Source organism: Acinetobacter sp. UBA5984 (assembly GCF_002429925.1).
Taxonomy (GTDB): Bacteria; Pseudomonadota; Gammaproteobacteria; order Pseudomonadales; family Moraxellaceae; genus Acinetobacter; species Acinetobacter variabilis.
The window spans coordinates 14,819-40,941 of the sequence record NZ_DJBE01000082.1; the positions used below are offsets into that span (position 1 = coordinate 14,819).

The 26,123-nt window shown below is 38.6% G+C and carries 15 protein-coding genes and 2 pseudogenes; 2 read left to right on the top strand and 15 right to left on the bottom strand.

The window, feature by feature from the left end:
* Positions 1–37: 37 nt before the first annotated feature.
* The 10 genes and pseudogenes from brxC to B3J29_RS13830 all read right to left on the bottom strand — a co-directional run bounded on the left by brxC (position 38) and on the right by B3J29_RS13830 (position 17,405).
* The gene (brxC, locus tag B3J29_RS13785) at positions 38–3,718 is read right to left on the bottom strand and encodes a BREX system P-loop protein BrxC (RefSeq protein WP_286965895.1); all 3,681 of its coding nucleotides are present in this window, start codon (positions 3,716–3,718) and stop codon (positions 38–40) included.
* A gap of 41 nt (positions 3,719–3,759) precedes the next feature.
* Positions 3,760–4,335 carry a DUF1788 domain-containing protein gene (locus tag B3J29_RS13790; protein WP_286965897.1) on the bottom strand — a complete coding sequence of 192 codons (576 nt, stop codon included), beginning with the start codon at positions 4,333–4,335 and terminating at the stop codon, positions 3,760–3,762.
* A 16-nt stretch (positions 4,336–4,351) separates the two neighbouring features.
* A complete protein-coding gene (locus B3J29_RS13795; protein WP_286965900.1) occupies positions 4,352–4,963 on the bottom strand; it encodes a DUF1819 family protein in 612 nt (203 codons plus the stop codon).
* 10 nt (positions 4,964–4,973) lie between these two features.
* On the bottom strand, positions 4,974–5,840 hold the full coding sequence (locus B3J29_RS13800; RefSeq protein WP_286965902.1) for a helix-turn-helix transcriptional regulator: 867 nt from the start codon (positions 5,838–5,840) through the stop codon (positions 4,974–4,976).
* Positions 5,841–5,960: 120 nt separating this feature from the next.
* Positions 5,961–6,974 (bottom strand): HNH endonuclease domain-containing protein, encoded by a 1,014-nt coding sequence (locus tag B3J29_RS13805; protein WP_414632221.1) that lies wholly within the window; start codon positions 6,972–6,974, stop codon positions 5,961–5,963.
* A 35-nt stretch (positions 6,975–7,009) separates the two neighbouring features.
* A complete protein-coding gene (locus tag B3J29_RS13810; RefSeq protein WP_286965904.1) occupies positions 7,010–10,990 on the bottom strand; it encodes a hypothetical protein in 3,981 nt (1,326 codons plus the stop codon).
* A gap of 8 nt (positions 10,991–10,998) precedes the next feature.
* Positions 10,999–14,574 (bottom strand): hypothetical protein, encoded by a 3,576-nt coding sequence (locus B3J29_RS13815; RefSeq protein WP_286965906.1) that lies wholly within the window; start codon positions 14,572–14,574, stop codon positions 10,999–11,001.
* Between the two features lie 390 nt (positions 14,575–14,964).
* A pseudogene (locus B3J29_RS13820) lies at positions 14,965–15,114 on the bottom strand (HNH endonuclease); the annotation flags it as partial.
* Positions 15,107–15,692 (bottom strand): annotated as a pseudogene (locus B3J29_RS13825) (class I SAM-dependent DNA methyltransferase). The pseudogenes B3J29_RS13820 and B3J29_RS13825, both read right to left, overlap by 8 nt.
* A 78-nt stretch (positions 15,693–15,770) precedes the next feature.
* Complete coding sequence (locus tag B3J29_RS13830; protein ID WP_286965907.1) at positions 15,771–17,405, bottom strand: HNH endonuclease; 1,635 nt, start codon at positions 17,403–17,405, stop codon at positions 15,771–15,773.
* 598 nt (positions 17,406–18,003) lie between these two features.
* On the opposite strand from B3J29_RS13830, the gene B3J29_RS13835 reads away from it, so the two are divergent.
* On the top strand, positions 18,004–18,753 hold the full coding sequence (locus tag B3J29_RS13835; RefSeq protein WP_180036609.1) for a metallophosphoesterase family protein: 750 nt from the start codon (positions 18,004–18,006) through the stop codon (positions 18,751–18,753).
* A 99-nt stretch (positions 18,754–18,852) separates the two neighbouring features.
* Positions 18,853–19,035 carry a hypothetical protein gene (locus tag B3J29_RS13840; RefSeq protein ID WP_005236300.1) on the top strand — a complete coding sequence of 61 codons (183 nt, stop codon included), beginning with the start codon at positions 18,853–18,855 and terminating at the stop codon, positions 19,033–19,035.
* Between the two features lie 42 nt (positions 19,036–19,077).
* On the opposite strand, the gene B3J29_RS13845 is transcribed toward B3J29_RS13840, so the two are convergent.
* The 5 genes from B3J29_RS13845 to B3J29_RS13865 form a co-directional block, all read right to left on the bottom strand.
* Complete coding sequence (locus B3J29_RS13845; protein WP_286965912.1) at positions 19,078–19,353, bottom strand: hypothetical protein; 276 nt, start codon at positions 19,351–19,353, stop codon at positions 19,078–19,080.
* Between the two features lie 321 nt (positions 19,354–19,674).
* Positions 19,675–19,974, bottom strand: a complete 300-nt coding sequence (locus B3J29_RS13850) for a hypothetical protein (RefSeq protein ID WP_005236314.1) — start codon at positions 19,972–19,974, stop codon at positions 19,675–19,677.
* 93 nt (positions 19,975–20,067) lie between these two features.
* Positions 20,068–20,358 carry a hypothetical protein gene (locus B3J29_RS13855; protein WP_005236317.1) on the bottom strand — a complete coding sequence of 97 codons (291 nt, stop codon included), beginning with the start codon at positions 20,356–20,358 and terminating at the stop codon, positions 20,068–20,070.
* A 62-nt stretch (positions 20,359–20,420) separates the two neighbouring features.
* Entirely contained in the window at positions 20,421–23,804 is a 3,384-nt protein-coding gene (locus tag B3J29_RS13860) for an integrase (RefSeq protein WP_286965915.1), read from the bottom strand.
* Positions 23,801–26,107: a hypothetical protein gene (locus B3J29_RS13865; protein ID WP_286965916.1), complete on the bottom strand. Its 2,307-nt coding sequence runs from the start codon at positions 26,105–26,107 to the stop codon at positions 23,801–23,803. Before B3J29_RS13865 ends, B3J29_RS13860 begins: the two co-directional genes overlap by 4 nt.
* Positions 26,108–26,123 lie beyond the last annotated feature (16 nt).

Sequence of the window (26,123 nt, forward strand, 5' to 3'; positions counted from 1 at the left end):
TTTAATTAATGACTGATGCCGATATCCCTAACCCAAGTTAGCGGATACGCACACGCTTTTTATCACTCACAATTTTTTTCAATTCAGCTTTGAGTGCGTCTACAAACTGATCCACTGATTCTTCTGTTTCCAGGTAGACACTACTTGAACTTTTGCTGTAAATGCTGGCGACATCAACTTCGACAACAGGTTTCGGTGGCACTACGGCTGTCACAGACTGTACCGGACTCGCAGCAGGTGCTGATGTAGCTGGGCTGGAGGTGGTTGCAGTGTTGGTTACACTCTCTGCTTTGCTCTGAGCCAGTTGTGCCGCTTTGGCCTGACGCTGGATTTCCGCCTGAACTTCGCTTTCCAACTCATACAAGGCTTCATCAAAACGCTCGACGGCGGTTTGGGTTTGCAGCATATAGATGGTGGACAGGCTAGTTTCCACTTCAATATCCGTTTTCAGCAGTTGTAGTGGGCGTAATAGCTTGTTACTCAGCTCAGCGGTAGCGATGCCACTGTTTTTAATCTCGGCTTCTAACTGCTTGATTTTGTCATCAATGTGTTCTATCGCCTGATTGCGCTTCTCAGTCAGCAATTGCTCATTGACGCCTTCCACTGTGCGAACCAAATCAGCCACTTTATTTAACAGGCCATAGGGCGATTCAAGGGTGGCAATACGATGTAATTCAGAGAGGGCTTTTTTTGCCACCTCATCACTACCCAGTGCCTGTTTGTTCTTCTCAAAATGACGTAAGGCCTGTTGCAGTTGCTGCCAGCTCGGCATCTGGTTACTAAAGAATTCATGAATATCACGGTAGTCTTCTTCCAGATCCAGATAGTCGTCCTTGTTCTCAACCACGGCTTTAAAGAAATCGAAGCTGTCGCTATTGGCCAGCAAACGCTCCAAAGTCAGAATCGATTTTTCAATCACTTTCTTCCCCGGGAACTGCCCGACATCTGTTTTGCTTTTGTACGACTTAAAGTTGGCTAACCAAGTCTTAAAATGCTGCAAATAGAATTCAAATAGCTCTTTCTCAGTCGCTGGTCCCATGGCCGAGAACAGTTCTTGGGTCAGTTGGCGTGCCTGTTTCAATACCTGATCATCAGTCTGGCGTTTTTTAATGATCGATACATCACGGCGACGGCGGCTGTTCTGTAAAGGCTCAAAGGCATCTTTTAACTGTAAGCTGCCACCATTTAACTGCAGTGAAATCCGCCCGATTGCCGCCAACTGCCCCACCAGCAGTAAAATCTCGGCATCCGGCCAGCCATAAGGACGTTTGGCAAAACGATCTATCACATCTGAGACTAGAATACGTTCGCTACCAGTGGCGCGTAGTGCAATATACTGCTCCACTTCCTGTAGGGCTTTCGGATTGCTCTGACCGCCATCCAGAGACAATCCGAGTTGCGCCATATCATCAACAGTCAAGACGGCGTTCAGTTCACGCCAGGCATCCTGCTGATAGACCTGCAAATAGCTCAGTTTGGTATAAGTGTTTTCCAGCAGATAACGACAAGCCTCATCCAGCTTGGTGGTTGGACTTGAAGATGAAAGTTGTAGATGTTGACCCAAGGCATAACTTTCCGCGTCCAGCAACATTTCTTCGACCCGGGCACGCAGGCGTTTTTTACGCTCCTGATTCTCACGGCCACGGTCTGCCAGAATACGGCTGATATCCGATTGGGTGCCATCATCATTTAAGCGGATGAATTTATTGGTTTTCAGCCAGGTGCGCAGTTCATTAAAGAACTGTTTATCGTCTGCCAGTTTAAACAGCACTTGTCCTTCGGCCTGAGTACTTTTACCAATACAGTAAGCTTCAGTGTAGAGGTTGTATTCCGTATCCAGTGGAGAAATGATTTCAACTTTCAAATCGCTCTCATACTTGCCATCCAGGCTATGGCTATCTAGGAAACGACCAATCTGATAGTCCATCTTGTTGGCTTGATGGCGGTATTTGTTCTGATCGCGCAGTAAATCTTTAAAGATCAGATTGGCTAACTCTTTATTTTCTTCTGAAGCTGCTAAGTCAGTGGCTTTAATTTTGCGGGTGATATCGCGTTCTTCATTGGTCAGGAACAGGAACTCATCGCCATTCCTCGTAATCAGGCTCTCTTTTTCCAGACGCTGCAGGCTCTCTTCAATCCGCTTGCGCAATGCCAGCTTATCTTCATCAATTTTCTCAATCGACAAAGTCACCAGGTTATCCAGCGTACCTTTGATGATATCGACATAGCGGATCATAAACAGGGTACGCAGCATCTGTACGTCAAAACCATCCAGGGTCTTATTCTGCCCTGCCTGGTCGATGGTACGCTTCACTGCAGTATCCAGGAAGCCTTCGACTGAAGTATAGAAGCGGTGGAAAGGAACCAGTGCCCCGACTTCATCTGTGGCAATCGCATTCGCGGCCATCTGGAACGCATCCAGCATGGACCGTTCACCATAGGCCAAGTGTGCACCAGTCGCACCGACTTTACGGATTTCTTCAAATACTTTTTGTACCAGCTGGAAATGGTACGGCGCAAAAGGATAGTTATGAATAAAGCTGTCTGGCCCCTCATAGTTCTTGAGGGTTGGGCCTGAACGGTCAAAGGTAATCTGGTTTTTTAAGATATCACCCTTTTGCTCAAACACCGATCTGAGCAATGCTTCTGCTTCTGGGGTTTTACGTAATAAACGTTTCTGGATGACTTCATCGGTATTCGAACTGGACAGTGATAAACGGGTTTTAAAACGTCCAGCAATCTTGGAGAAGTCATTGGCTTTGGAAGAAGACATCTCACCTAAAACAGCATCGATGTCTGCCTGTGAGGTCACGATAATCCAAGCGCGGCCTTTACAGATCGTACCCAGGTTTTCAGTAATGGTTTGCAATGTCAGCATCAAGCGGGTATCGCTGCCAATAAACTGCCCCACTTCATCGACCAAGAACAACATGCGTTGCTGGGGTCCTTTGCTGTCTAGGTATTCTTTCACCCACTGACAGAAGTTTTCAACCGAAACGCTAAAGGTCTGCTCAGAATCTTCAAACCATTTATGCGCAGCTTCAGCAGATAAGTTGAGGGCTTGAGAAATCGCGGTTTCGACATCATCCTGATAGAACTGATAGCCGTCACGCTCCTCTAGCCAGGACATGCCACTGGATTCCTCAAACGCCTGTTTAAAGCGTTCGTAGACCCCTTTCTGGCTCAGGTGACGTTCCATATGGGCAATATGTGGATGATCCGCGCTAAACCCCTCATACTCGTTAAACACACGTAAAAACACATTCAGGATCGGATTGCCATCATCATTGGAGCTGGCTTTACTGTCGATGTTAAACAGGATGACATCGGCATGATGGCTGACGGCCTTGCCAATATCCGCACGGATAAACGCATCACGGATTTTGCTTTCATCAAAGAATTCTGCAGCACTGCGTTCGTTACCTTGCGCATCACGTGCCACTTTATTGGCCAGAATATACGATAAGGTTTTCAGGAAATGTGATTTACCTGAACCAAAGAAGCCTGAAATCCATACACCGACTCGGTTGGCAATGGAAGGATCGCTTAGGTCTGTGCCATAAGACTGGAAAAAGTCCCGAAAATGCTTTTCGAGTTCATTGGTGACTACATACTCATCAAGTTCCTGATAAACCGTGGTATTGTCATTCTGATCTGCCTTGACCACCCCGTTTATCGCACGATCTAATGGCTTGTAAAAAAGTTCTTTAATGTTCATCTCAATCCATTCCCCCGAATTCTTATTTCTATTTGCCGTGTTTAAGGCACTAATCTGAATGCTCTGTAGTAATTATTGCTTGGAATTTTTCCAAATAAACTCATCGCTTGACCGTCGTAATAACCTGGGTAAAACAGCACCACTGGCTTATGCCCCAGTAACGAATGCAAACTGTTCAATAAGTGATGGGCACGTAACAGTGGCCAAACCGACCCTACCCCAGTCATCAACACAATATCTTGTGCATTGGTGGCATATTTACTCACCAGATAGGGCGCGAACTTATCCATATGCAGTGGACCTTTCAGCGCTTTGAGCAGCGCCTCATCGCCTTTGGCTTTTTGCATTTGAATGGCTTTATCGATGAAGTTACGCTCAGCCAGATAATCCACCACGGCTTGCAGCAGGTTAATATTCACCACCTGCAGCTGACTGTGTTTTTTCTCTAGCATCCCGTCTAGAAAATGCAGATATTCGCGCACCTTCAACTCATCTTCAGGTGCATAATCAAAAATCCAGAAGCCAATTTCATTGCCCAGTCCTTGCCCGGTGAGAAACTCGGTGGAAAGAATTCGCTCTGGAATCTGGTTCAGACGCTCATGTATTGTTTGACTCATTGCTGCCCCTCTACAACTAACGCGTCCATACCGACACTTCCATAGATCTTTTAATGCGTTGTTTATAATGTTCTTCCAACAGGCTACGCAGCTCTGCTCTGACGATCACGCGCTGCAACTCCAGCTTACGGGTACTTTTTAAGTAACCGGCTTCTGCCAGCATGCGAAACACCACCTGCCCCATTTTTTTCTTGCTGGACTCTTTCCAATCACAGATATCCGGATCGCGTTGTGAGCGTTCATCCAAAAAATCTGACCAAATATAACTATCCAAGTGTTGCGCCTGGGAGATATAGGCATCCCTCATCACCGTTTCCATAAACTCAAGCAGCAACAGGTTGCGTTCCAGTACGCCACAAAAAGCCACCTGGGTCGCCAGCTCATCATCCCCATCACGCAAAGCTTTCCAGAAATCAGGCTCTAAGCGCTCAAGACGCTTACGAATGGCAGTGGCGTTACGTTGGGCTGAAGCAGGCGTTCTTTTTTGCAGAATATTGTCAATCTGAATTGCCTGATGCCATTGTTCTGGAGTCGCTTCTCGTAATAAAAGATCCGCGATCAGCCGGCTTTCACGCACCATCAGGGAACCGCCAATCAGGTCACTGTCATAATGAAATTGCTCTAACATGGCCAATCTCCTATGACGCCTGATCAAACAGATAAGATGACAGCTTTTCGATATCTGAACGTTGTAACACCAGAGGATATTTCAAGGCATCTTCCGCCTCAGCTAGCGTGATCGCAGCCTGATAGCGCTGCAAGGTATAGTGAGTCAGGGCTTTTTTCACCGGAATCTGTAATCTGCCATCAGGCATGCCGAAGTCTTTTTCGACCAGCACTTGTTGTGATGAGTTCAATTTTGGATTAGGGATCAGCGTCAGTACAATTTCTTCATGCCATTGCTGATCCTGAGCAGGGTCTACTGACTCAATCGCCACCACAACAGGTGTGCGATCAATTCTGGAGAGTAAAAAATCCTTAAACTGCTTGCTCTGATGGCAATAGGCACGGACATGCCAGCGAAAACCGGTATACACCAGGGTGTGTGGGGAAATGATGCGTTCATGCCACTGCGGATTCTGCATCGAGGCATAAATCATTTTTAAAGTGTTTTGGTTTCGGCAGGCACGCAAAACTTCCCGAATCACTTCAGGACGTACACTGCGATCAGGTAATTGAACTGCTGCAAGATTCGGTTCTGGCATCGCAATCAGCGCATGCGATTCACTAACCAAACCTGACAGCATATTGAGATATTCATTGATATGCGCTGTAGTCAGTACAGGCTGGAAGCTGGCCTTAGGCACATAACCCTTGACTGAGGGGTCATGAATCAAGGCATCGGGGTTATACAGCGTATTGTAACGCTTGATATCCGCAGAAGCCTGCTGTCGACTGAGCCCAAACCAGCTCATCAAACGATTGGTAACCAAACGACCTTCCCAGTAAGCAAGCAGCTCGATGGCTCGCATTCGAAGAAGCACTTCATGCTTATCTGTCGTCATATACCAATCAGTCAATAAATAAGATTTCTAAGATTACCCCATGGCAAATTTACAGTAAACATTTTTTACGGTATTTTTAAAGCAATTGCATTTTTAATCTAATCTCAGGGGAGCCATAATTTATTTGCTATTTGCACCCATCCACATCAAATAATTATTTTCTTTACCCTGTGCATAAGCCCACTCAGCCACCTTACGTGAGCGTTCTTTATCGGTCAGAAATCCCAATACAGATATCCGATCCACAATAATCAAATCCTGTTCTTCATTACGCTCTAGCCACTTATGCAAAAACTCATCAGATGCGAGTAGATTACTTTTCTTAGAATTACAGCTTGAATCTGCCAATACGAAGTTATGCCCTGTATCTGATGGATACATAGACCATGGAATGAAATGATCAACGGCGTAATTGCCATTACATATCGGTTTATTGCAGTAGAAGCATTTACAGTCCTGTAGGTCGACCAATACATTTGCTACCGCATTCAACTGGTTTCTACTCGGCTCAAACATAAATTGTTCAAGATTAGGTAATTGATTCAAGATGGACGCATTGCTGCTATTCTTGCGGATATAATCGATCCACCGTTTCTGACACAGCTCTTCAATGATCTCACTAAATTGCCTTAAGCCAAACATGACTTGCGGTAGAAGAACAAGTTGCTTTCCACACCGATCAAGCTGATATAAAAACTCAAAATTTTGACCATTGATGTTTTGCAGATAACGGACTGGCATGTCTTTTACAGTGCGAGCGACATCTTTAACTAGCTTCAACCACACTAATGAGTCCCTTCTTAACAACCCTAAAGAAGAATAATTCTTTCGAAGCTGAATGATTCTATTCACAATGGCTGCTTGCCTACCATTATTCTGATTTAAAATCAGCTGCCCTTCATCATTAAAGGTATAGGGTACTGCTTGCTTCCAATACAGCTCGATAAACTTCTCAGCGATATCCGTATATTCGAGTGATAGACTCTCACCTGAATCTTCACCTTTTTCAATAGCTAATCGGCTTAGGCTAATCAGCAACGCAAATTTATAGGTGCTACTAAAACTACCCGACTGTAAAATAAGCTGAATATTTTTTAGAAATTTAAGTTGTTCTTGCGCAGAAGGTATATGCACATTAATCCTCTACTGACTAGATAATATAATTTGTATCATTCATTAAACATAGTCAAAGTATTCACCAAGTTTAATTCACGACAAAGCATGAAATTTGTCTGCTCGAACAACCTTTCAAACACTGGATGCCCTGATAATTGCTGAGTACCACGAAATGGATGATCTCGATATTCTGGCATCACTGGAAACTCTACATTTCTCACTCTCAGTTCAAAGCTCAATGCATCAAACCACTCTTTATCAAAGCTCTTGTCCTGAAGTTTAACCAGCTCGTTTGCCGCTACCGGGTACGTCACCCAGAGCTTACGCATCATTCCCTGTTGTTCAACTTCTTTCGTGTAGCTATCTGTTTCTGATTCAAGAACAGCAGAAATCATATTTGTGATCTCCCTGATATGCTTTTGAATGTTCTTATAGGCATTCAACTGAGGGAATCCCATCTGCAGGGCGATCAACTCATTCAGGAATGTCCTTAATGAATCCTGTGAGAAATTGTCATTGGCAATATCAAACGACTCCTTGTTACCGAAGTTCGAGCGATCTTCCATAATCACAGGACCACAGATATAGATATTTTCAGGAATGGTCAAAGCATCTTCCTGATCGCTAATGGTCAGTAGTCTAGACTTAAGCGAATGATGGTCCCGGCACCATTTCTCGTAGAACTGAAGTTCTTTTAACTCAGGCGTTAATGTCGGCGTGTAAAAACTTCGATATTTGTTGGTCTTAGTGCTATAGGTAGAACTGAGCTTATTTGCTGAGTAAACCGTTTGGGCCTTCTCTACCACAGCCTTAAGCCTACCCACCAACTCACCTTCAGTTGCAACAATTTTATAAAGAACACTATTCACTTCCTTCATAAAATCCCTAATCAAAGAAGCTAAACCCGGTTTATCACTGGCTTTATCCTTCACCTCACCAATTGGGATCATGGCAATTTGAGTTTTTTTGAAGCCAGCATCCCCAGTGATACGAGTGTATAAAGTCCCACGAATAAGCATGAAAATTGAGAGCATATCCAGTGAGCTCTTAACTTTATATTCAAGCTCTGTCTGAGTTGCATCATTAGATACCAAGTAGAAATCTTCTACCAGAATCGTCAGCAGTCGATCACGTTCATCGCCGTTGACCCACTCATTTTTCTCTTTATCCAAATATCCACCACGTCCCCGGTAAACAAGCTGGGCGATTTCCATTAAAGAGGCTTCAATTGCGAAACGAGGCATGGCAGCAATGATTGAATCACAGTTCGGGAACGAAATACCCCTAGCTGCAGTCGAAGTAATCAGTACGACTTGCAATGTCTCTTTGCGATCCAGCAACTCTGAACGATGGTATCCTATTAATTGGCTATCAAAAATGCCAATCTTAGAGCGTTCAACCACTCCTTGATCGACTAATGCATCTCTGAGTGCAGCCAATGCATTTTTATCCTGAGCAAAGTAGATAACTTGCTTTTTACCATCTTCAAGATTCTTTTGAATAAGCTCGATAGCAGTCTGTTGAGTCCTTTCCCCAGCTTTCTGGCGAAATAGATGAGTCAGGTTCTTATCCAATCCAAAATCATCTGTTTCAGGGACTACGGCGTATTGCTTGAGCATATATTGGATTTTAAGATCACTTGCCGGGTAACAGTTCGCCATGATATGGATACTAGAACGAACACAGTTACCATCATCCAGATCTGCAGTCTGCATCTTGAATGGGAAATTACCCAAAGATGGAGAGATGAACATTTTTGCTGGTAACTGAACCTGTTTCTTCATGTAGTTCTGGATTGCATTCACATTACTGAGGGATGCATCAGCAAGAATCACAGTCACCGTAAATGGTGAATTACCTTGAAACGGTTCAATAAAGTTTTTGGAAAGGAATTTCAGCATTTCATTGATAAAAGTACGTGTGCCTGAATCCCCTGTAATTTCATCAAACATCACCACAATGTTAGGGAACTTTTTGGCAAACTCTCTACGTTCGATTTTGGCCTCTGTCGGCTTCTTATCGATTTTGTATTGGAACATTTTTTCCAACCCATCCAAACTGGAAGCTGCCACAGTTTTATTTTGGGTTTCCCTTGGGTTTCGTGGTCCAGCTGGGGTGGTGTTATATGGCATGAATGCCTGACTTGCTACAGTCATCGTCAGCTTATTGAGCTCAGGATGGAACCCTAGCAATTGCTGGGTCGCTTCCCCTAATGAATCAAACACTCTGGCAAACCTCTTATTGGTTGCCGTAATTTTAGATTCTGAGGTATTGGCATAGCGTCTATTGGCATTTGCATTCTGTTCCAGGTCTTTGAGCTTCCGGTATTCATCTTGTTTGAACAATAGAACACTTGAGTCATGATCTATCTTCAGATTTTCAACACCACCCACAATAGCGGCACCACGAGCATTTAGCTTACAATCCGTATTGTGAATCTTCGAATAGATTTGCTGTGCCTGTGTCACCACATCACTGTTACTGGTAATCGTGGCTGAGATTTTAGATAGATCACCCACCACATCATCGTTAATCAACACTCGTGGACTGGTATAAAAGAAAAAAAAGCCTTCCAAATCTGCCAGCAAAGTCTTAACGCTCGATGTTTTCCCAATCCCCGGCGTACCAGTCAAACAGATGAAATTCACCCGACCTTGTTTACTTTCCTTCAGTGCCAGTACTACGGCGCATTTATGCAAATCACGTAAGGTGAATGAAGTTTTATTCTCAATTTTTCCCTTACGAATTGTTTTAAACTCAGCCAGCACCATCTCTTTAAGTTTTTGGTTATGGTCTTCGTCATCGACTTGCCGATCTATCAAGTCAAAAACCCACTCTAAAGCCAGTGGCTGGTTAGGATTCACAAAATCCTTAAGCCTTTCGGTAATATTGAAAGTAAGATCCTGACCGTAGGAAATATCGCTAATATTTTTGGACACGATTTCCGAGATGTTTTTGACAGGTTCATTCACCAGATAATTCAGAATCTCAACTTGCAGTTTCGTACGTTCATCCATATAGTCCAGACTCAGAACGTTATCCTGATACTCCTTGCCCAGCTGATACATAATTTCCAGCTCTGGGGATTTATCTTTATCCGCAAATTCAGCAGAAATGTATTCACTTCCCCGGCTGGTAATCGCCATCACACTCAGACGAATATTTGGCATGTCATCTTGTTCAAACTTCCATTTAAAAGAATCAACAAAAGTGGTTGCATACGAGCAGCCTTGCGCCATCTTAAATAGGACTTTTTCCTTACGAACATAGGCTCTCAAGTATTCACGTAGTTTTTTTGAGAACTTAAATGGGATCTCTTGAGCTTCTGCATTCACGTATGAGAAAACACTTTGGGATTCAGAATGTTTGATGTAACGCTTGTACTCTTGCAAATAGGTACAAGAATCCTTGGCGTTGAATTGTTCTGGTTCACCTAAAACGTAAAATAATGAATATTCCTGAACCAGCACATGATAGTTGGATTTGACTTTGATTACCGCCAAGAAATCAGCACGACCAAACATACCCTTACCAAACATTTTAGCGTGAGTAAGACTGAATTGCTGATCCCATGTTTCCAACGCCTTATCCTTGAAGGCTTTAATAGCAATATGTTCTTCCTCAGTTGTGTAGTCATCTACAATGGTCTGGGTTATATCATTTGGCATTGTCAATGGACACCAGATGCCAGATAAGCTCCAATTTGGTTTTGCATTCGCCGTTTTAGCCCTTGCAATACCTTTTGGCTTGATCTTTCTTAGAAACTCACGAGTATTGGTATAACCATGCCCGAATCCAGTTTTTATCAGTTGCTGAAAATAGCTTTCGATATTTTCATGGATAGCGGCATTAATGACATCGCTATATAACGCTTCCTTCATTTCCTGAAAGACATCAGCAATCTGTTTACTATTCCATTCTGCTACTACAGGATTGCTGGCTAATAATAGCTTTGCATCAAGCAAAGCCATAATCGAACCACGTTTAACAGCGATCTCATAAACCTCGCCCCAAACTTTGGCTTCATTTTTCACCACGGCGCTTACTCCACATCAGTCGCTAAAGATTCTTCAGCTTCCCCTGGAATCGGCTCGATTGGATCAATCAAGTCTTCATTCTTCAGAATAACGTATTCTTCGAGCTTGCCGATTAAGGCTGGCAGACTCATGACGACTTCGCCTTTATTTAGACGACTCGACACGATGACTTCACCAAGCTCTTGAATGCCAGTGGCGCTACGAATATGGGAAGGCTCAAGTACCGGAGTGAAGTTTTTGCCAGCTGTAGGACGTTCAGACTCAAAGTAATGCAGACCACGCAATACAGAGCGAATTGATTTCATTTCATTGGAATCATTCACATCAATAATTTTACTGTGCAATCTGATTCGCTTATCGTTATGAATCGAATGCTCCTGACTGGTTAGCATGTAGAAATACGAACAAATACCATTCTGAGTACGAACACCAACAGTACGTTTAGTCGCAAAGCTATATACGGACAAGGATTGTTTATATTCTTTTTTATTGATGATCGCCGTATGGTACTGATGGTGCGGTACCTCATAGACACGACTGTTATCACTGGTTTTTAAGCTCAGTGCTGGGATCGTATCAGACTGGAATGGATAGAAATTCATATCCGGGAACAACTGATCAAGTTGATCCAAAGCGCTTTCACTTTCATGAATCAAGTTGCTGGTTTCAGTCTTACCGATCTTACGCTGTGCAAAATGGTGTGAAAGCAATACAACATCTTCAAAACCATCTGACTGCAGTTTTTCGATGATACGGTGCATCGCCTTACTTGTTCTCAGATTGTCTTCAGCAACTGGGGCATGACTGACCTTCTGTAGTGATAAGCGACCCTGTTTATCGTTGATACGCTCAAGTGTATAGACGTAGCAGATGTAGCCATAATCTGGTTTAAGCAGTAGCAAATCCTTCTGATGCTGATACTTAAATTCCACATCATTCTCAGGTCGAGAGTTATAGCTAATACAGGCAATTTTATCCTTAGTGCCCTCAAATGGGATGATGATTTCTGAATATCCTGACAGTGCTTCAATTGCAGCCTGAATACGGTAAGTCACGGTTTTATCCATTGCGAGGTTCACCGGGGCACAAACTCGCTCACCATTTTGATTATCATAAGGCATAGGATCTGGTTGATACTTAAGGCCCTGTACCTTCACAATAGCATCATCATTGTTCAGCAACTTCTCAAGGGTATAAGCGGTGGCATACGCTCGTTTACACTCAGGATTAAACCCACCTTTTTGGATCTTTTTTGATTTCCTTTGAAATTGGGCTTTTTCTTCATTCTCATGTTCATCAACTGAGTCAATTCGCATTACAGGTACATATAAGCGCTCTTCAATACCCAGTTGATTTTTTACTTCTTTAATCAGATGTTTAAGGAATAGATGAATCGCAATCGAAAAACATGACGTACTGGTGATCAAAGCATTTTCTTTTTCATCCAAACATAATTGAGCGTGGCCGCCTTTTAGGTCACTCAATCGAAATAGCTTAGATGAATAATGAATCATGACCTTGTATTTAGATAACAAGTTGTCATAACTTAAGCTCTCAGGATGATAAAAATGTGGCAGCCCATTGTCGCTGACCTTCTTGTTGGTCGGCACCATCAATACTGGTAAACAAGGAATATTCAGATTACGAGCGACATTAAATTGATCTAGGTCGGTATTAGGATTCTCAATCGGTACCAACGTTCGAATTTTCAGTGTGGAATTAAACTCAATCTCGCTTAGGGCTTTACGAGCATAATCATTCTTTCGAATGATTTCGTCTTGGCTCATTTTCGCCAACTTTTTACGGCTAGCATCCACCATCGAGATGTAGCTGTAAAAGTTTGATTCTTTACCCTTAAATATACTAAAGAACTGTTCAGCATCTTCACCAATTGAACTCTTGAATACATCTAGATTCACAATACTTGGAAGGATGTAGAGTACAGTTTTAAGACTACTATCCTTTTCCATCTCACTAATGATGGAATCCAGATTCGCTTTTAGCGCTGTAGTGATCGTAGACGTGATCACCTCCATTCGCTCATGCATTTTTTCGGTATTGAGCTTTTCGTCTAAGATACGAGTAAGGTTAAGTCGGATTTTTTGAGGATTCTTGAATGCATCAACCAGTTTATTGAATGCCCCTTCAAAATCTGAAATCTTCATGTCTGCCCCAGATAGGACGAAGTACATCATAATGAGCTGGAACATCTCGACTTGAGCAACGCGATCTGAGCACTCTTTGCTTAATCGCTCTTCAGAAATCGGCTGACCTTTATCATCCACAATATCCTTCAGCAGCAATGCTTTATTGATAGTATGCAGACGAGCTTCATAAGCAGTAAGCATGGTATCCGTGTCCGAACGATATCCTTTGCCTGTCTTATAATTGATCCGCAACTTAGAGTTAAAGGAACTTACCTTTTCCTCTTTAACAAACTCACCATTCACCCGAAAGGCATAAGTGACTTCACGTTTTAGAGAGAGCCCTTCCTTATCCTCATGACGACTATCATTTATTTCAATTTTTGGTTTTACCCAAATTGGCAATGCGTCTGTTGCATTTACATAAGCTAGTAATGCATTAAAATCAACTTTACCTACAGCGCCGTAGATAGCACCAAAATCAATGCCATAGTCTTTAATGGCTTCAGTCGTTTCATCATTCCAAGGTGCAATTCGATCACCGAAAATCTCAAAAAAAGCGACTGCTTTACGGATATAAGAAACAGCAGCTTCACGTTTAAATTCATTTCGTTCATTCTGCTCAATGTGATCAGCAATGATCTCCATTATTTTGAAGCAATTTCGGATACGTGCTCGTGGTAGTGCTTTAGTTTCTACAAAATGAAGTAAATTTTGGATGTCGTTATTTTCAACTGAACATTCAGCATCAAGAATTTCCTCCATACGTTCAGCAACCTCTAATGGCATCTTTTCGCCAGCTGAGTAGGACTGTTTCACGATGGCTTTAATAGCATCACGAACTTCTTTCACCCATTTAGGTTTGCTGAGTTCTTCCGTTACAGTGAAAAGTCGCAATTCGCCATCTTTTGCTTTTAAGTCGTTTGTATATTGTAAAGAAGCTACTTTGGATTGTCCTTTGACTTGCATAGGATACTGAGAGTTTTTGGCAATCACTGGATCAGAATATTTGAGATCGCCTAAGAATTGGTTGAGAGAATTCAGTGCCATACCTGTCGGAGCATTTTGAAGTACTTGCTGAACAATTTCAGACATCACTTGGTCTAAATCACGATAGGTCTGGGCAGTTTTAGCTTCAGATTCCTTATCAAATAAAGTGCTTATTCTGAGTTTTGAATCTTCAGGTAATAATTGAATATCTTTGATGATGTTATAAATCGGCTTTGAATCGTTTTTAGTCCCGATTTGCTTAAATACTGCAGACACAAAAGCGGTAGCATCAAAATGCAAATTATGAGAAGGCCCATAATAATTGAAGAAATGATCTGATTGATGGTTTTTAAGAGTCCCCACCATAGCTTTTAATAAAGGTGAAAGAATTATTTTAGGTGCGAGTGTACTTAGTTCAGTACTAGAACCGTTGTTATGTAATTGCATTAAGTTTTATCCATGACAAAGTTGGCACTAAGAGGTACTTTTATATTTATTAAATATCAAAATCCTCTGTCTGAACTTTGATCATATTTTTTTTAATTAAGAATGTAAATATAAGTTATTTAGCGATTTCTTAAATCGCCACACATATCTTGATATTATGGGGGTAATTAAATCATATTGATAACCATAATTTTCTATATAACTTGGAAACTTGTACAGTAAAATGACTTCATAAACAGACGCGGATTAAAAACCATGAAATCCTCGGTAGCCTATAAATAACCGAAGTTATAAGTAGAGGTTAAGCAGCCATTAAAGGTGATCTTCCTTTGTTAGCTTGGTGTGGTCTTTCATGATTCGAATGCCACACCCAATCAGTTATGTAATCCTTGTGTCCTGCCATTTTTCAATAGCTAATCGTTTGAGAATAATGAATAGTGCAAATTTATAAGTGCTACTAAAACTACCTGACTGTAAAATCAGTTGAATATTTTTAAGGAATTTAAGTTGTTCTTGTGCAGTAGGAATAAAGTCAGGCATGTTTTTTCCAAAGTACATTCAGCCACTTCTCATCGCGATCAGGTCGCTGATCTACTGTAATCCACTGTTTTAACACCCTAACCCCACTCAACTGATCTAACAATTCCTGAGCCTGTTCTTCATTTAAGTCAGTAAATGCTCTACCGCCTTTTACTCTATCTGCTGTTCCATATTTAAAAGACATATAGCACACACCGCCACGGCGTAATGCAGCATGAACACGTTTTAAAACATCAGGGATGTCTATTACGAGCACAATGTAGTAAAGAGGCACATGCCCATACCCCATCATAAACATCGTGCATATCAAGCTCATAAAAACTTTGCTGCTGAACAGCGATACCTGTCAGTTGTGTCGCTCGTTCGACCAATACTTCAGAATAGTCCATCGCATCAACTTGATAGCCTTTATTTTTAAAAGCCAAACTGTCACGCCCTGAGCCACAGCCTAAATCTAGGATGCGTGCAGAATCTGGCAACTCAGCTAAAAATGGTTGGTATAGGCTTTCCATATCCACATACAACGTGGCTTGTAAAAATTGATCTGCGTATTGGTTGTAATAGTCTATTGTTTTCATATTGGTTGCTTAGGCTAAACACTGCCCCCAGTCTACTAAAAAACAAAAAAATAAGGGAGCATTTGCTCCCTTATCTTTTTACTCAAATAAATCTGCTCTTACTTCTTCCAAAGCACGATCTGACTTAAAACGATTACATATCGGGTGAATAATTGCTCCATTTTCTAAAACACCATAACCACCTTCTGCTTTCGATTCTCGATGATCTACTTCAGTCGACTCAAGGTATAGAGCGCTATCACATACTTCGCAATAGCTCCATGTTTTCCTTTCCTCACGTTGATAAAGATTTCTTTTGGTCGCGAGTGAAAAATTTAGAGGTTTTTTCTTCTTTGTTAGTCTTACTGATTTCACAAAGCTCACAACATCATCCACAATGCTCTCATCATAATCACCACCAAAACGATCAAGGTAAAAATCATTAAAATTAATATAATCAAATGATTGACTCATTGAAAGAATGACGGTATTCAAACAAACTTCATCTTCAAAATCTAAATCCATATTGAGTCCAATACAGATAAAGGCTTGATACACGTTCTTCAATCGCTCATATGATCTGATCCCGCTACCAAACTTACCGACAGTTTCTTTGATCGCTACAGGAATTTTTTCAATTAAACTTTCAACACCACGGCGGGCTCGGGTAAAACCAATAAAATCTAACTTCTTATTCTGTATTTCAAAACAATCTTCTTCAATTTCACAGACGATAGAGAACCAAGCCAAAAAGGATGTCACTTGAAAACGATTATCTTTATAAAAATATAGTTTTGGGTGTAAGCCCAAACTTGGAATCCGAATACTAATTGGTGGTGTAGCGATACGACACAGCACAACTCTAAGTTTTAGCATTAAATTTTCTACACGCTGACCTTGGTCTATATTCACAGTATTCTGACTAGTATCACCAAACATGATATTCAAGAGTTCATTGACCAAGCCGATTTTTTTACCGTGTGTTAAATCCGGCTCTAAAAGTATTATCTTAAAAAGATGATCATGAATTTGCTCACCCAAAGTGATCACTTCATTTATCCGCTCGTAATTCAGTTCAGCCAAGTTGGATTTATTATCGTTTATATAACAACACGCATAAATCACATAAAAAGCATCACTCCCCCTATTCTGTAAATGATATTCTTCATCTGGATCTAATCGTTTCGTATCCGAATTGATTGAACAAAAGGCTTTTCGAGCTTCCTCAGGTGTCCCGATGACTTCAATAAAATTAATTTTGGTTGATTTCAATTTTTGCTGAAACTCAGAATCGCTACATAACTCTTGAAAATCAGCTAATCCACCTAATCGATTACGAATCTGACGAATATCTCGTTTTTGTGGTGCCGTGAATTTTGGGGCTCCTATCACTTGCTCATCAATAAAGTATCTTTTGATCCAAGCATAGATAATTGAAATCCTGTGCCCACCATCGATGATATAAATATTACCAGCAGCATCTTTCCAATAGCGAACGCATAAATTGACATTACGATCATTCAAACAGTTTAGAATAAACTCCTGAATTTCAGCAGGGCTCCAACACTCTGTGGAGCGTTGATTGTCTGCTTTATATAGTTTTTCTAGAATCTCATGGTTGGCGAAGTCATAAAGTGATATTTCAAAGTTATGGTGCAGATTTGAGTGCGACATTTCGTCAGGCACCATCATTTTTCTTTGAATAATATTGGTTAAAAGCTTAGTACGGGCCATTTTATTTTCTCTAGGCAATACTTCTCTATATCTCGTAAGATTACGAAATTTATAAAAGTAAAATTAATTAAACATGACGAAAATTTATTTCGAAAATTTTATTCTTTAAGAACAGAAGAAATAGCTTGGAGAAAATAAGGGATATTATAGAAAGTGTTCATGTCTAGTTCCTGTAGTAATTAATTACAAACAAGCTTCCAACTTTTCCACGAGATGGAGGCAAGCCAAACAGGGGTGGAAATACCGTACTACAGAAGACGGCCAGTCAAAGACTGCCCTGCTTGGCCTACCATTACGATAGACTAAACATAGTTAACGCAAAAAACCGCCAAAGCGGTTTACTGCTTCTGTAGTAAATTCAGGTTTCCACGCCTGGTCACAGATTTTGCTGTAACATCTTTATCTTATGTGCATAAATTCAATTGGTCAAATTTTATGATTAATATTTAATCAATTGATTCAAAAATAATTACCTATATTTTTAGAGGCTTAAGAATACAGATAAGTATCTTATAATTTCTACAATATTTAGTTGCTGTAAACTGATCGCAATGAAACTCTATATATTTAAGCAGCGTAATTTAATAAAGGAAGTAGATTGAAACTGCAAATTTTATCGGATACTCACAATTCTAAATATTCAATATCAGAGCAAGCTGATGTCATTATTCACGCTGGCGATTTTTCTAATCGCTTAAGTGGTGCAATTGAGTTTGCCGAAAAATGTAAATCTCTGAATAAAAAATTTATTTTTGTTTTAGGTAATCATGATTACTACAGCTCTAACTACAGTTCAGTCGTGAATTTCTTGAAAGAAAACTACCCTGAAAATGCACTACTTGACGACAACCATATCAAAATTCAAGATAAAATATTTGTAGGCGGCACGTTATTTACGAACTTCCGCTCTAATTCCCCACTTACATCTCCTAACGTACTTTTACAGTCTCAAAAAGATGCTGAACAATCGATTTATGATTTTGATCAAATCATGATTGGTAGTGATCATCGAACGATAACTGCTAATGACTACATAGAATTATTTAAAAAATATCATGAAAATATTATGAAATTTAAGGATCAAGATAATGTGATTGTCATTACTCACTTCCCGCCTCATTTAGCTTGTCTTGATCCATATTGGGGTACGCATCCTGTTGCATCAGCACTCAATCCCTATTTTATTAATGACTTAGATATAAAAGGCTTTAAATTATGGATTGCAGGACATACGCATACATCAGTGGATACTGTAGTCGATGGATGTAGATTAGTGATCAATCCTTTGGGTTATCCACCAGAGCAAGGTAAAAATGGGTTTAGAGAAAATTTGATCATCGAAGTTTAAGTAGTCATACTCGTATTGAAGCAATTTAAACCAACTCTAATATCATACATCCTATAGTACTGTTGATTTAGCTTCTACACCATGAACTAGGAGAAACTCATGTCGAATCCTTTAGACCCAGAAAATGATTGGAAAAATAAAATTGCAGATCAAATACTTGACGATTTAATCGAGATTGCCAAGCTTGAAGGTATGACTATTAAAAAAATGAAAGCAGATCAAAATGGTATTTTCTATGTGGAAGAGGAAATATCAATTGACGACGTACTCAAGCAATTTTGAACTCTGCTCATTGAAACGATATAAAGCGCTTGAATTTTATATTTAAAAGCTTAACCAAATTGTATCACCTGTAGATGCGTACATAGCTTCAGCAGTTTCTTTCAACACATCACTCTCATTCGTTTCCATTGATAGTTCATCACATGCATGATACCTACTATCGCTTGTGGAAAATAAGCTAGATTGAGCCGTAGTACTATGCTGTATAAATCTAGTTCTATCTTGCTTTAAAAGCTGCACACCACGGTAGCTAGCACGCATTTGATTTAATACTTGAAGACGTCTTTCATTTGTAGTCATTATTACTTTTCTCGACATTCATTGTCTCCTTGATTTTTATCTGAAATTAAGATTAATAAATTATGACATAAATTAAAATTGAGTAATGATCCCGCAATACTTCATTAAAATCACAGCGATCAAATAAAAATAAAACAATGTCTTAAAAATCAATCCTCTAAAAACTCCATGACATTTTTACCAGTTCTGACGATTTTCATAGGAGGTTGATTAGTTGCGTTTAGTATAGACCTGAGATCGTCACACTTTATTATTTCATCTTACTAATTTTTTGCTGCGGATTCAGCAAATATTTTCGCATTATCTTTAGAAATAATTTGATCTACCATAATATGTACCTCACTTTACAAATTTTTCAAGATCTTGCTCTTTAGCACTCTGATACGAAGACGAACTATTAATTAAAAAATGTGCTCTTCTGAATGCCAGTTCTTGCTTAATTTCTTGATCAGCCATACTGGTCTCACCGTGATTTTTTATGTATTCAGCTCGTTTTTGCATAAATGCTCGCTCTCGCTCTTGAACGCTAGAATTCACCACCGTATGTTCTATTTGACGAGTAGCCACATAATTATAGGCAATTACTCCGCAAAGTACGATTAAAAAGAAACTGAGTTGCCTCTTTACACTTCGACTCACAAATAATCCTTTAATATTCAGTCAATACTGAAGTTATCATGTACTCATGAAGATGAATTTAAAAACTATAAGGGCTGACACTATAAAGTTTCATTACTCGCCCCTAGGGTTAAACTCTTTAAATTCATCAGCATTGCTAGCAAATTCTGTAAAAAAGTTATGCCATGTAAATAATGACTCTAATTCCTGTTGGTTTTGAATCGGTTTAGGCAACTTATATCCAATGACCCAATATGGTGCTGTACAGCAAACATGCTCAGGTATAAGGACTTGCTGTAAGGCTGTTTCAGCACTTACTAAATATAAATTATCGTATAAATAAACGATATTTCCTTGTAAAGCTTCTTGAATACAATGATCTACATCTATATGGGTATCCTTCATGTAGTCCGTCTCCATTTTTTGAAATCACATTCTTAAACTTGTTAAATTATTTAACGCAGTAATTAATCATTAATCTGGGCCAAACTCCAACGGCGATAGATGACTGCTAAAAATAAATCACTAAAGATTTTTTGGCAGGTATTATCTTTATAGTTGTAATTACTAATTTCTATGCTTACCCCTTTCTTACTTTTAGCCGCTTCAAGTTCAGCTTTAATTTCCTTCCATGACAGTTTTGATATTTTAATTTTTTCTTTAAACTGCTTGTATATAAATTTTAACTCACGACAAAATTTATCCAACTCCTGATACTCTACTTCGCTTTGGATATACACCTCCATACGAGCACCTATAAGACGAATACGGCGCTCAAAATAATCTAACGTAAAGTTACTATCCAGCACAGCTGTGAAAATTTCAAAATCAGCTTCGCTAAATACATTTCCAGACTTATTTCTATTGATATGCTTTAACAGCATGTCTAAAGGATTACTTTTAGAAATATCGTTTTTGTGTTTAAAGTGTCTATTTTTATACAGGTTTGAGGCCAAGTCTGTCCCAATTTCTTTCAACTTTAGATTTTCATTTTTTCCTGAAAGTACATCTATAATATCATTCAATTCTGATTTCAGTTTGAGCCTTTCGGTTACATTATCAGTTTGCTCTACATCTTCACATTTTAATATCTGAGTATGCCACCGATCAGGAAATATTGCGTCTTGAATAATCTTTGAATTGGGAGCTATCTTCTCTAAGATTTCTTTTAATTCAAGCTTTTCTTTCATTTGAGACGTATTCAATTGTTTCTTGAATACTCTGCAAGAGAGTAAAGCTCTTACAATAATTGCTGATATTTTACTTTCATCTGGACATAATGCATCCCCGACTAACATTGAACCAAAATGCAGGTAATAGTTGGCTGTCATCTCAATAGATGAATGGCCAATAAAATGTGCCAAAATCTTCCAAACATCCTGACGTCCAGCAATACTGTCTGTATCACCCAATAAATATTTTTTAATTTTGGCAATCTGATCAGGTGAGTAGCCCATCCAACTTCTCATTAACGCTTCACTTCCTTTCAAAATTAAAGCTAAATTGTTTGTCGCAGTATGCCTAAAGCTATGAAAGGAATAATCGTGTGGTTCGTTATTGAATAAAGTATCAAAAATTTCCTTTGTCTTAGCACCAATAAAACGAGATGAAAAAATTTGACCAAATTCATCTTGGAAGATAAAACAATCTTCTGCCCCCAACCTTCTTTGATCAACTTTTACATTAAGATGCTTTTTGATTAGGCCAATAAATTCATTCAATTCACATTCAGTTAGCAATTCATCAAGGCGTATTCCTCGTTTTGCATTCGTCGTCTTGACCTGACGATGATAGTTATTATGAATAAAAATTTTGATAAATTGAGGATTACTGGCTGTTAAATAATAATATTCCTCATTGCCAATTGTTTTAACTTCTAGCTCAATCATGGCTAAATCTCTTAGCCTTAACCCAAGAATCTCACCAACTCTTAAACCTGTGCGGTAAGCAAGCATACAAATTATTTTGAATATACTTTTTTGTTCTTTACTCAGATCAACTTGGCGACCAATTAAATTATTAAAATGCACCCACATCACTGGAGTTATATATGATGCCCTACACATCTGAAGATCATCAGATTTTAACTGGTCTAAATAATTAACTCGAGGAACATCAAAATTATGCATTAAACTTTTATGAAATTTTTTTAAATTTTTTAAAGCTTTACCATAGCTATTATATTTCACCTCCCTAACATTATTTTTAGATGCTTTATTTTGTCGTCGCTTATCAACAATAAATTTTTCACTTAAAATATACTCATATGCTCCCTCAAATTGTTCTTCATCCATCTTTAGAAGATCAAGGTCATGAGTAACAACATACATAAAAAGGTCTTCAGCGAATGATGATTTGTAAGTATCCAAGGAACTCAGTGCAATTCCGTCTTTTGCTCTAGAAACATTTGAAGATTGACCGCTCACGAGGTAATCCCGATACCATGTCATCAAGGCAATTTGAATACTCACAAGAGCAATATCTTTAGCTATTTCATACTTCTGATTATTGTAACTTTCTTTAAGCAACTGAATATCTTCTGACAATTGCTTAATGACCTCAGTTTTTTTTCTACCTTCAAATTGCCCTATCAATCCTTTTTTAATTTCTGCGGCACAATGATACTCTGTGCTCAACTTTTGGATATTTTTAGACTCAGGCTTTCGATAAATCTTGGCCGGATCATCAAACTTATTTTCGGAAGTAATCGATTTATTTATTAAAGACTTATTATCTTTAAATGCATCAAGTACCTCCAGCATTTTTAAGGTTGACATTGATAGTGTAGCGCTGTCTAACGTTCCAGTAGATAACGCTGTTGTGAAACCATCAAGCGTATTTTTTTGACTAAAATACTGAACGTAATCGACATGCTCAAATGATTGATATTTTTCCTTTGCAAAATAATCACGTAAAACACTATTTTTATCGACATCCAATATAGCCAAATCAATATATTGATCAAAGCCTTCACCATTTTGAGCATCGATAGACTCTATAAACTGAACGAGCCTTTTTTCTCCCTGCCGCCTTTCACTCTGAGTTTCAAACTCAATAATATTGATCAGTCTCACCATCATCAACAAACTAATTGCTGTGAGATAAATTTGTTTAATTTGGTATGGTTTTTCGAGATATACTAGATTCGCATATTTCTCATTTTCTACTGGATAATTATATAAATAACCCGTTTTTGATGAACCTTGACAATATAGGGATACAAGTCCACTCGACAATTCTGATGGTTTTAACTGATCATTTGAAAAATATGCTCTGAGTGATCTTAAAATCGCTATTAAGTCTTTTTTATGACTACACCCACAATCAATAATTAGAGCCATTAAAAATTGTCGAAGAAGTAATTCCTTTTGCTCATCCGTAAAATCAGCATTAAAAACATCAGTTTTAAGCCTTTTAGGTAATTCAGTCTCCCAAAAGAAATGCAACTTGAGCTTAAACTCATGTAACCTTTGCCCTCTAAGCAACTTAATTTGCGTTGATTGAATATCTTTAATATTTTGAGCTGAATATGCTCTTTGAATAAGCTTAATTTCATATTGATCCTTTAACCACGGAATTTTTGACTCTATTTCTTGCTTTTTTTTCACACATAATTCAGACCAAAACCTCCTTAATTCTTCCAAATCTTTTTTTGAGATTTTCCTATTGCGAAAGTATTTCTCTACTTTAGCTCGATTCGAATACATTTCGTTTTGAATAAGATCATCAAGTTTCTTTTTTTCACAAGATTCCGTGATCTCATGGATAAGAAATTCTGAGATTTTTTCAAATAAAACATTCGTCGAAGACTCTAGCTTAGTTCGAATTTTTTGTAACTCTTCATCTTTCATGATTGGCTCACCACTGATTTTAATCCCAGTCTTTTAAACAGCTGGTTTACTGCATCTTGAATTTCAATCATGTAGGTGTAGGGCTGTAAAGATGAATATTTTGAAAATCCGATCTGATTTTGTTGATCGTGCGCATACCAACTCTTAAAAATCGCATCGGGCAATTCTAAAAAATTCCTTACAAAATGGCGCGTCCAATTTGGATATAACTCATCAATTTCAGGAAATTTTTCTGATAAATAAAATGCTATATGCTTTTGTGTAAGTGGCTCCAATGTGAAGCTCATGAATTCTGAACCTTTCTTCCAATAAGAAAGATAATAAATATTGTCTTCTACTGTATTAGAAAGATCTAAAGCATTAATTTTTTTAATAAATTCATCGTAGTGCTTTAATTCATTAACAACAAAATCAATCAATGGAGAATAACGACCATGTTGTCGAGATCTACTGTGCTTATCATGGATATACATAATGTTAGTGATAAAATCATAGTTTTGTATGACACTAGATGCACCCACAACAGGACGTGCACCTGAAGACAATAAACAACAAAACCAGACCCAAACACTGAAAGCGTTAAATTTTTCAGCAATATCTTGTTCTTCTTTTAGCACCTGGATAACTTTTTCATTCAATGTATTGATGAATTGTTTTGCATGACTAAATGTCCATACAAGTTGGCTTCCCACTCGTGCCTTATCATCTTTTTGAATGAATTGCGGACGATCTAAAGCATTTACATCATTCTTACCTTGAAACCAAAGCCATACATATTGATCGAACGAGTCATTTAGCTGTTTGTAGGAAAATCCCCCATACGATAAATCAGCTTGATGTGAAATCTGTCTACCGATTAAAAAGTTTTTCTTAAGATCATCGTTACATATACGTTTCAAATGAAAAGAAAGTTGTAAGGCAAGTGAGGTGACTGATATCGGGCCTATACGGCGGTTATAAAACCATTCGGATAAAGACTCTTCAAAATCTACATGGGTTAAATTAGAAAGATTTGCCTCTCTGATTCTATCAACCCACATCGCTGGAATCTGGAATTCCCAAGTTGTATGCTCATTATATTTATTATCTTTTTTAGCAATTTGACCTTTCAAATTTTTATTTACATTAGCATCTACCACCCATAAATAATAGGCACGATTAGAGTCACGTTTTAATTGTTTAGTTCTTAGTAGTCTGTTGATGTCTTGAAATATAACTGCACTCTGCCCTGTAAATATTGACATCAAACAGCAACTTGCTTTTGCAGATTCAATCATATCTTTGTTTTCATGAAGTTGTTCATGTAAAACTTGATTTACAATTTTTAAGAATGGTACGTCCAAATAGTAAGTATTACTCACCGTTGGTTGCTGTGCCCTATCTATATGACGATTCAATTTTTGATGTGAAACAAACGGTGCTAATCTGCGCGTATCTTCATTTAAATTATAATCATACTGCTTCAATATCTTATCTTCATCGACTTCATCATCAATACTATCTTTATCATCTGAGTAATCAGAATGACTCTCGGTGACTAAAGGCGGGTTATTATAAGTCTGCGGATCAACGTCCAAATCTTCAATATTATCAATCTGATCCGTCTTTTTAATTCTTACATTGTTGTGATAAAAGATATCCTCAACTGCAATTCTGTACTCGTCTAAATACCTTGTTAGAGCTTTGATTATATTTTCTGAAACATTAACATCAAGGCCCTTACAGAATTCTGTGACATCTACATTTTGGGCTTTTGCATACGTATTGAACTCTTTAATGGTCTTAGCTGTATGATCGAACTCAATAAGATTATTAAAATATTGAGAAACTATCGGCAATACTTCGAAAATAAAATCCTTAAAACTTTTTCCCATCATTTTTAAAATTAGATAGAAATTATAGTTTAGCCTTTCAATTTTATTTTGAGAGTTCCTTATGTTGGACATTAACCCAATTAAAAAATTCACAATATTAAAAATTTTCAAAATATTTTGGTTAATCGAAAGTTGTTTTTCTTTATTTATAATATCCGAATCTTCAACATTTTTATATAAAATACAGACACTTGATGACCCCAAAATACTTTTATATTGGGTTTTAGATTTATTTATGTTTAAATATGAATATATACCTTCACATAAAGCTTTTAATTCCCTCATAAATTCATCAGTCATATAAGTATTATGAAAATCTTTTAAATCACATGATTCTAATAGAAGTAAACCTTCTCTATATGAAGATAAAATTTCAGTTAAACAAGCACACCTTGATTTAAAAACTTTTAAATCTAATTTATTATTCATTTCAGCATTCCACAAT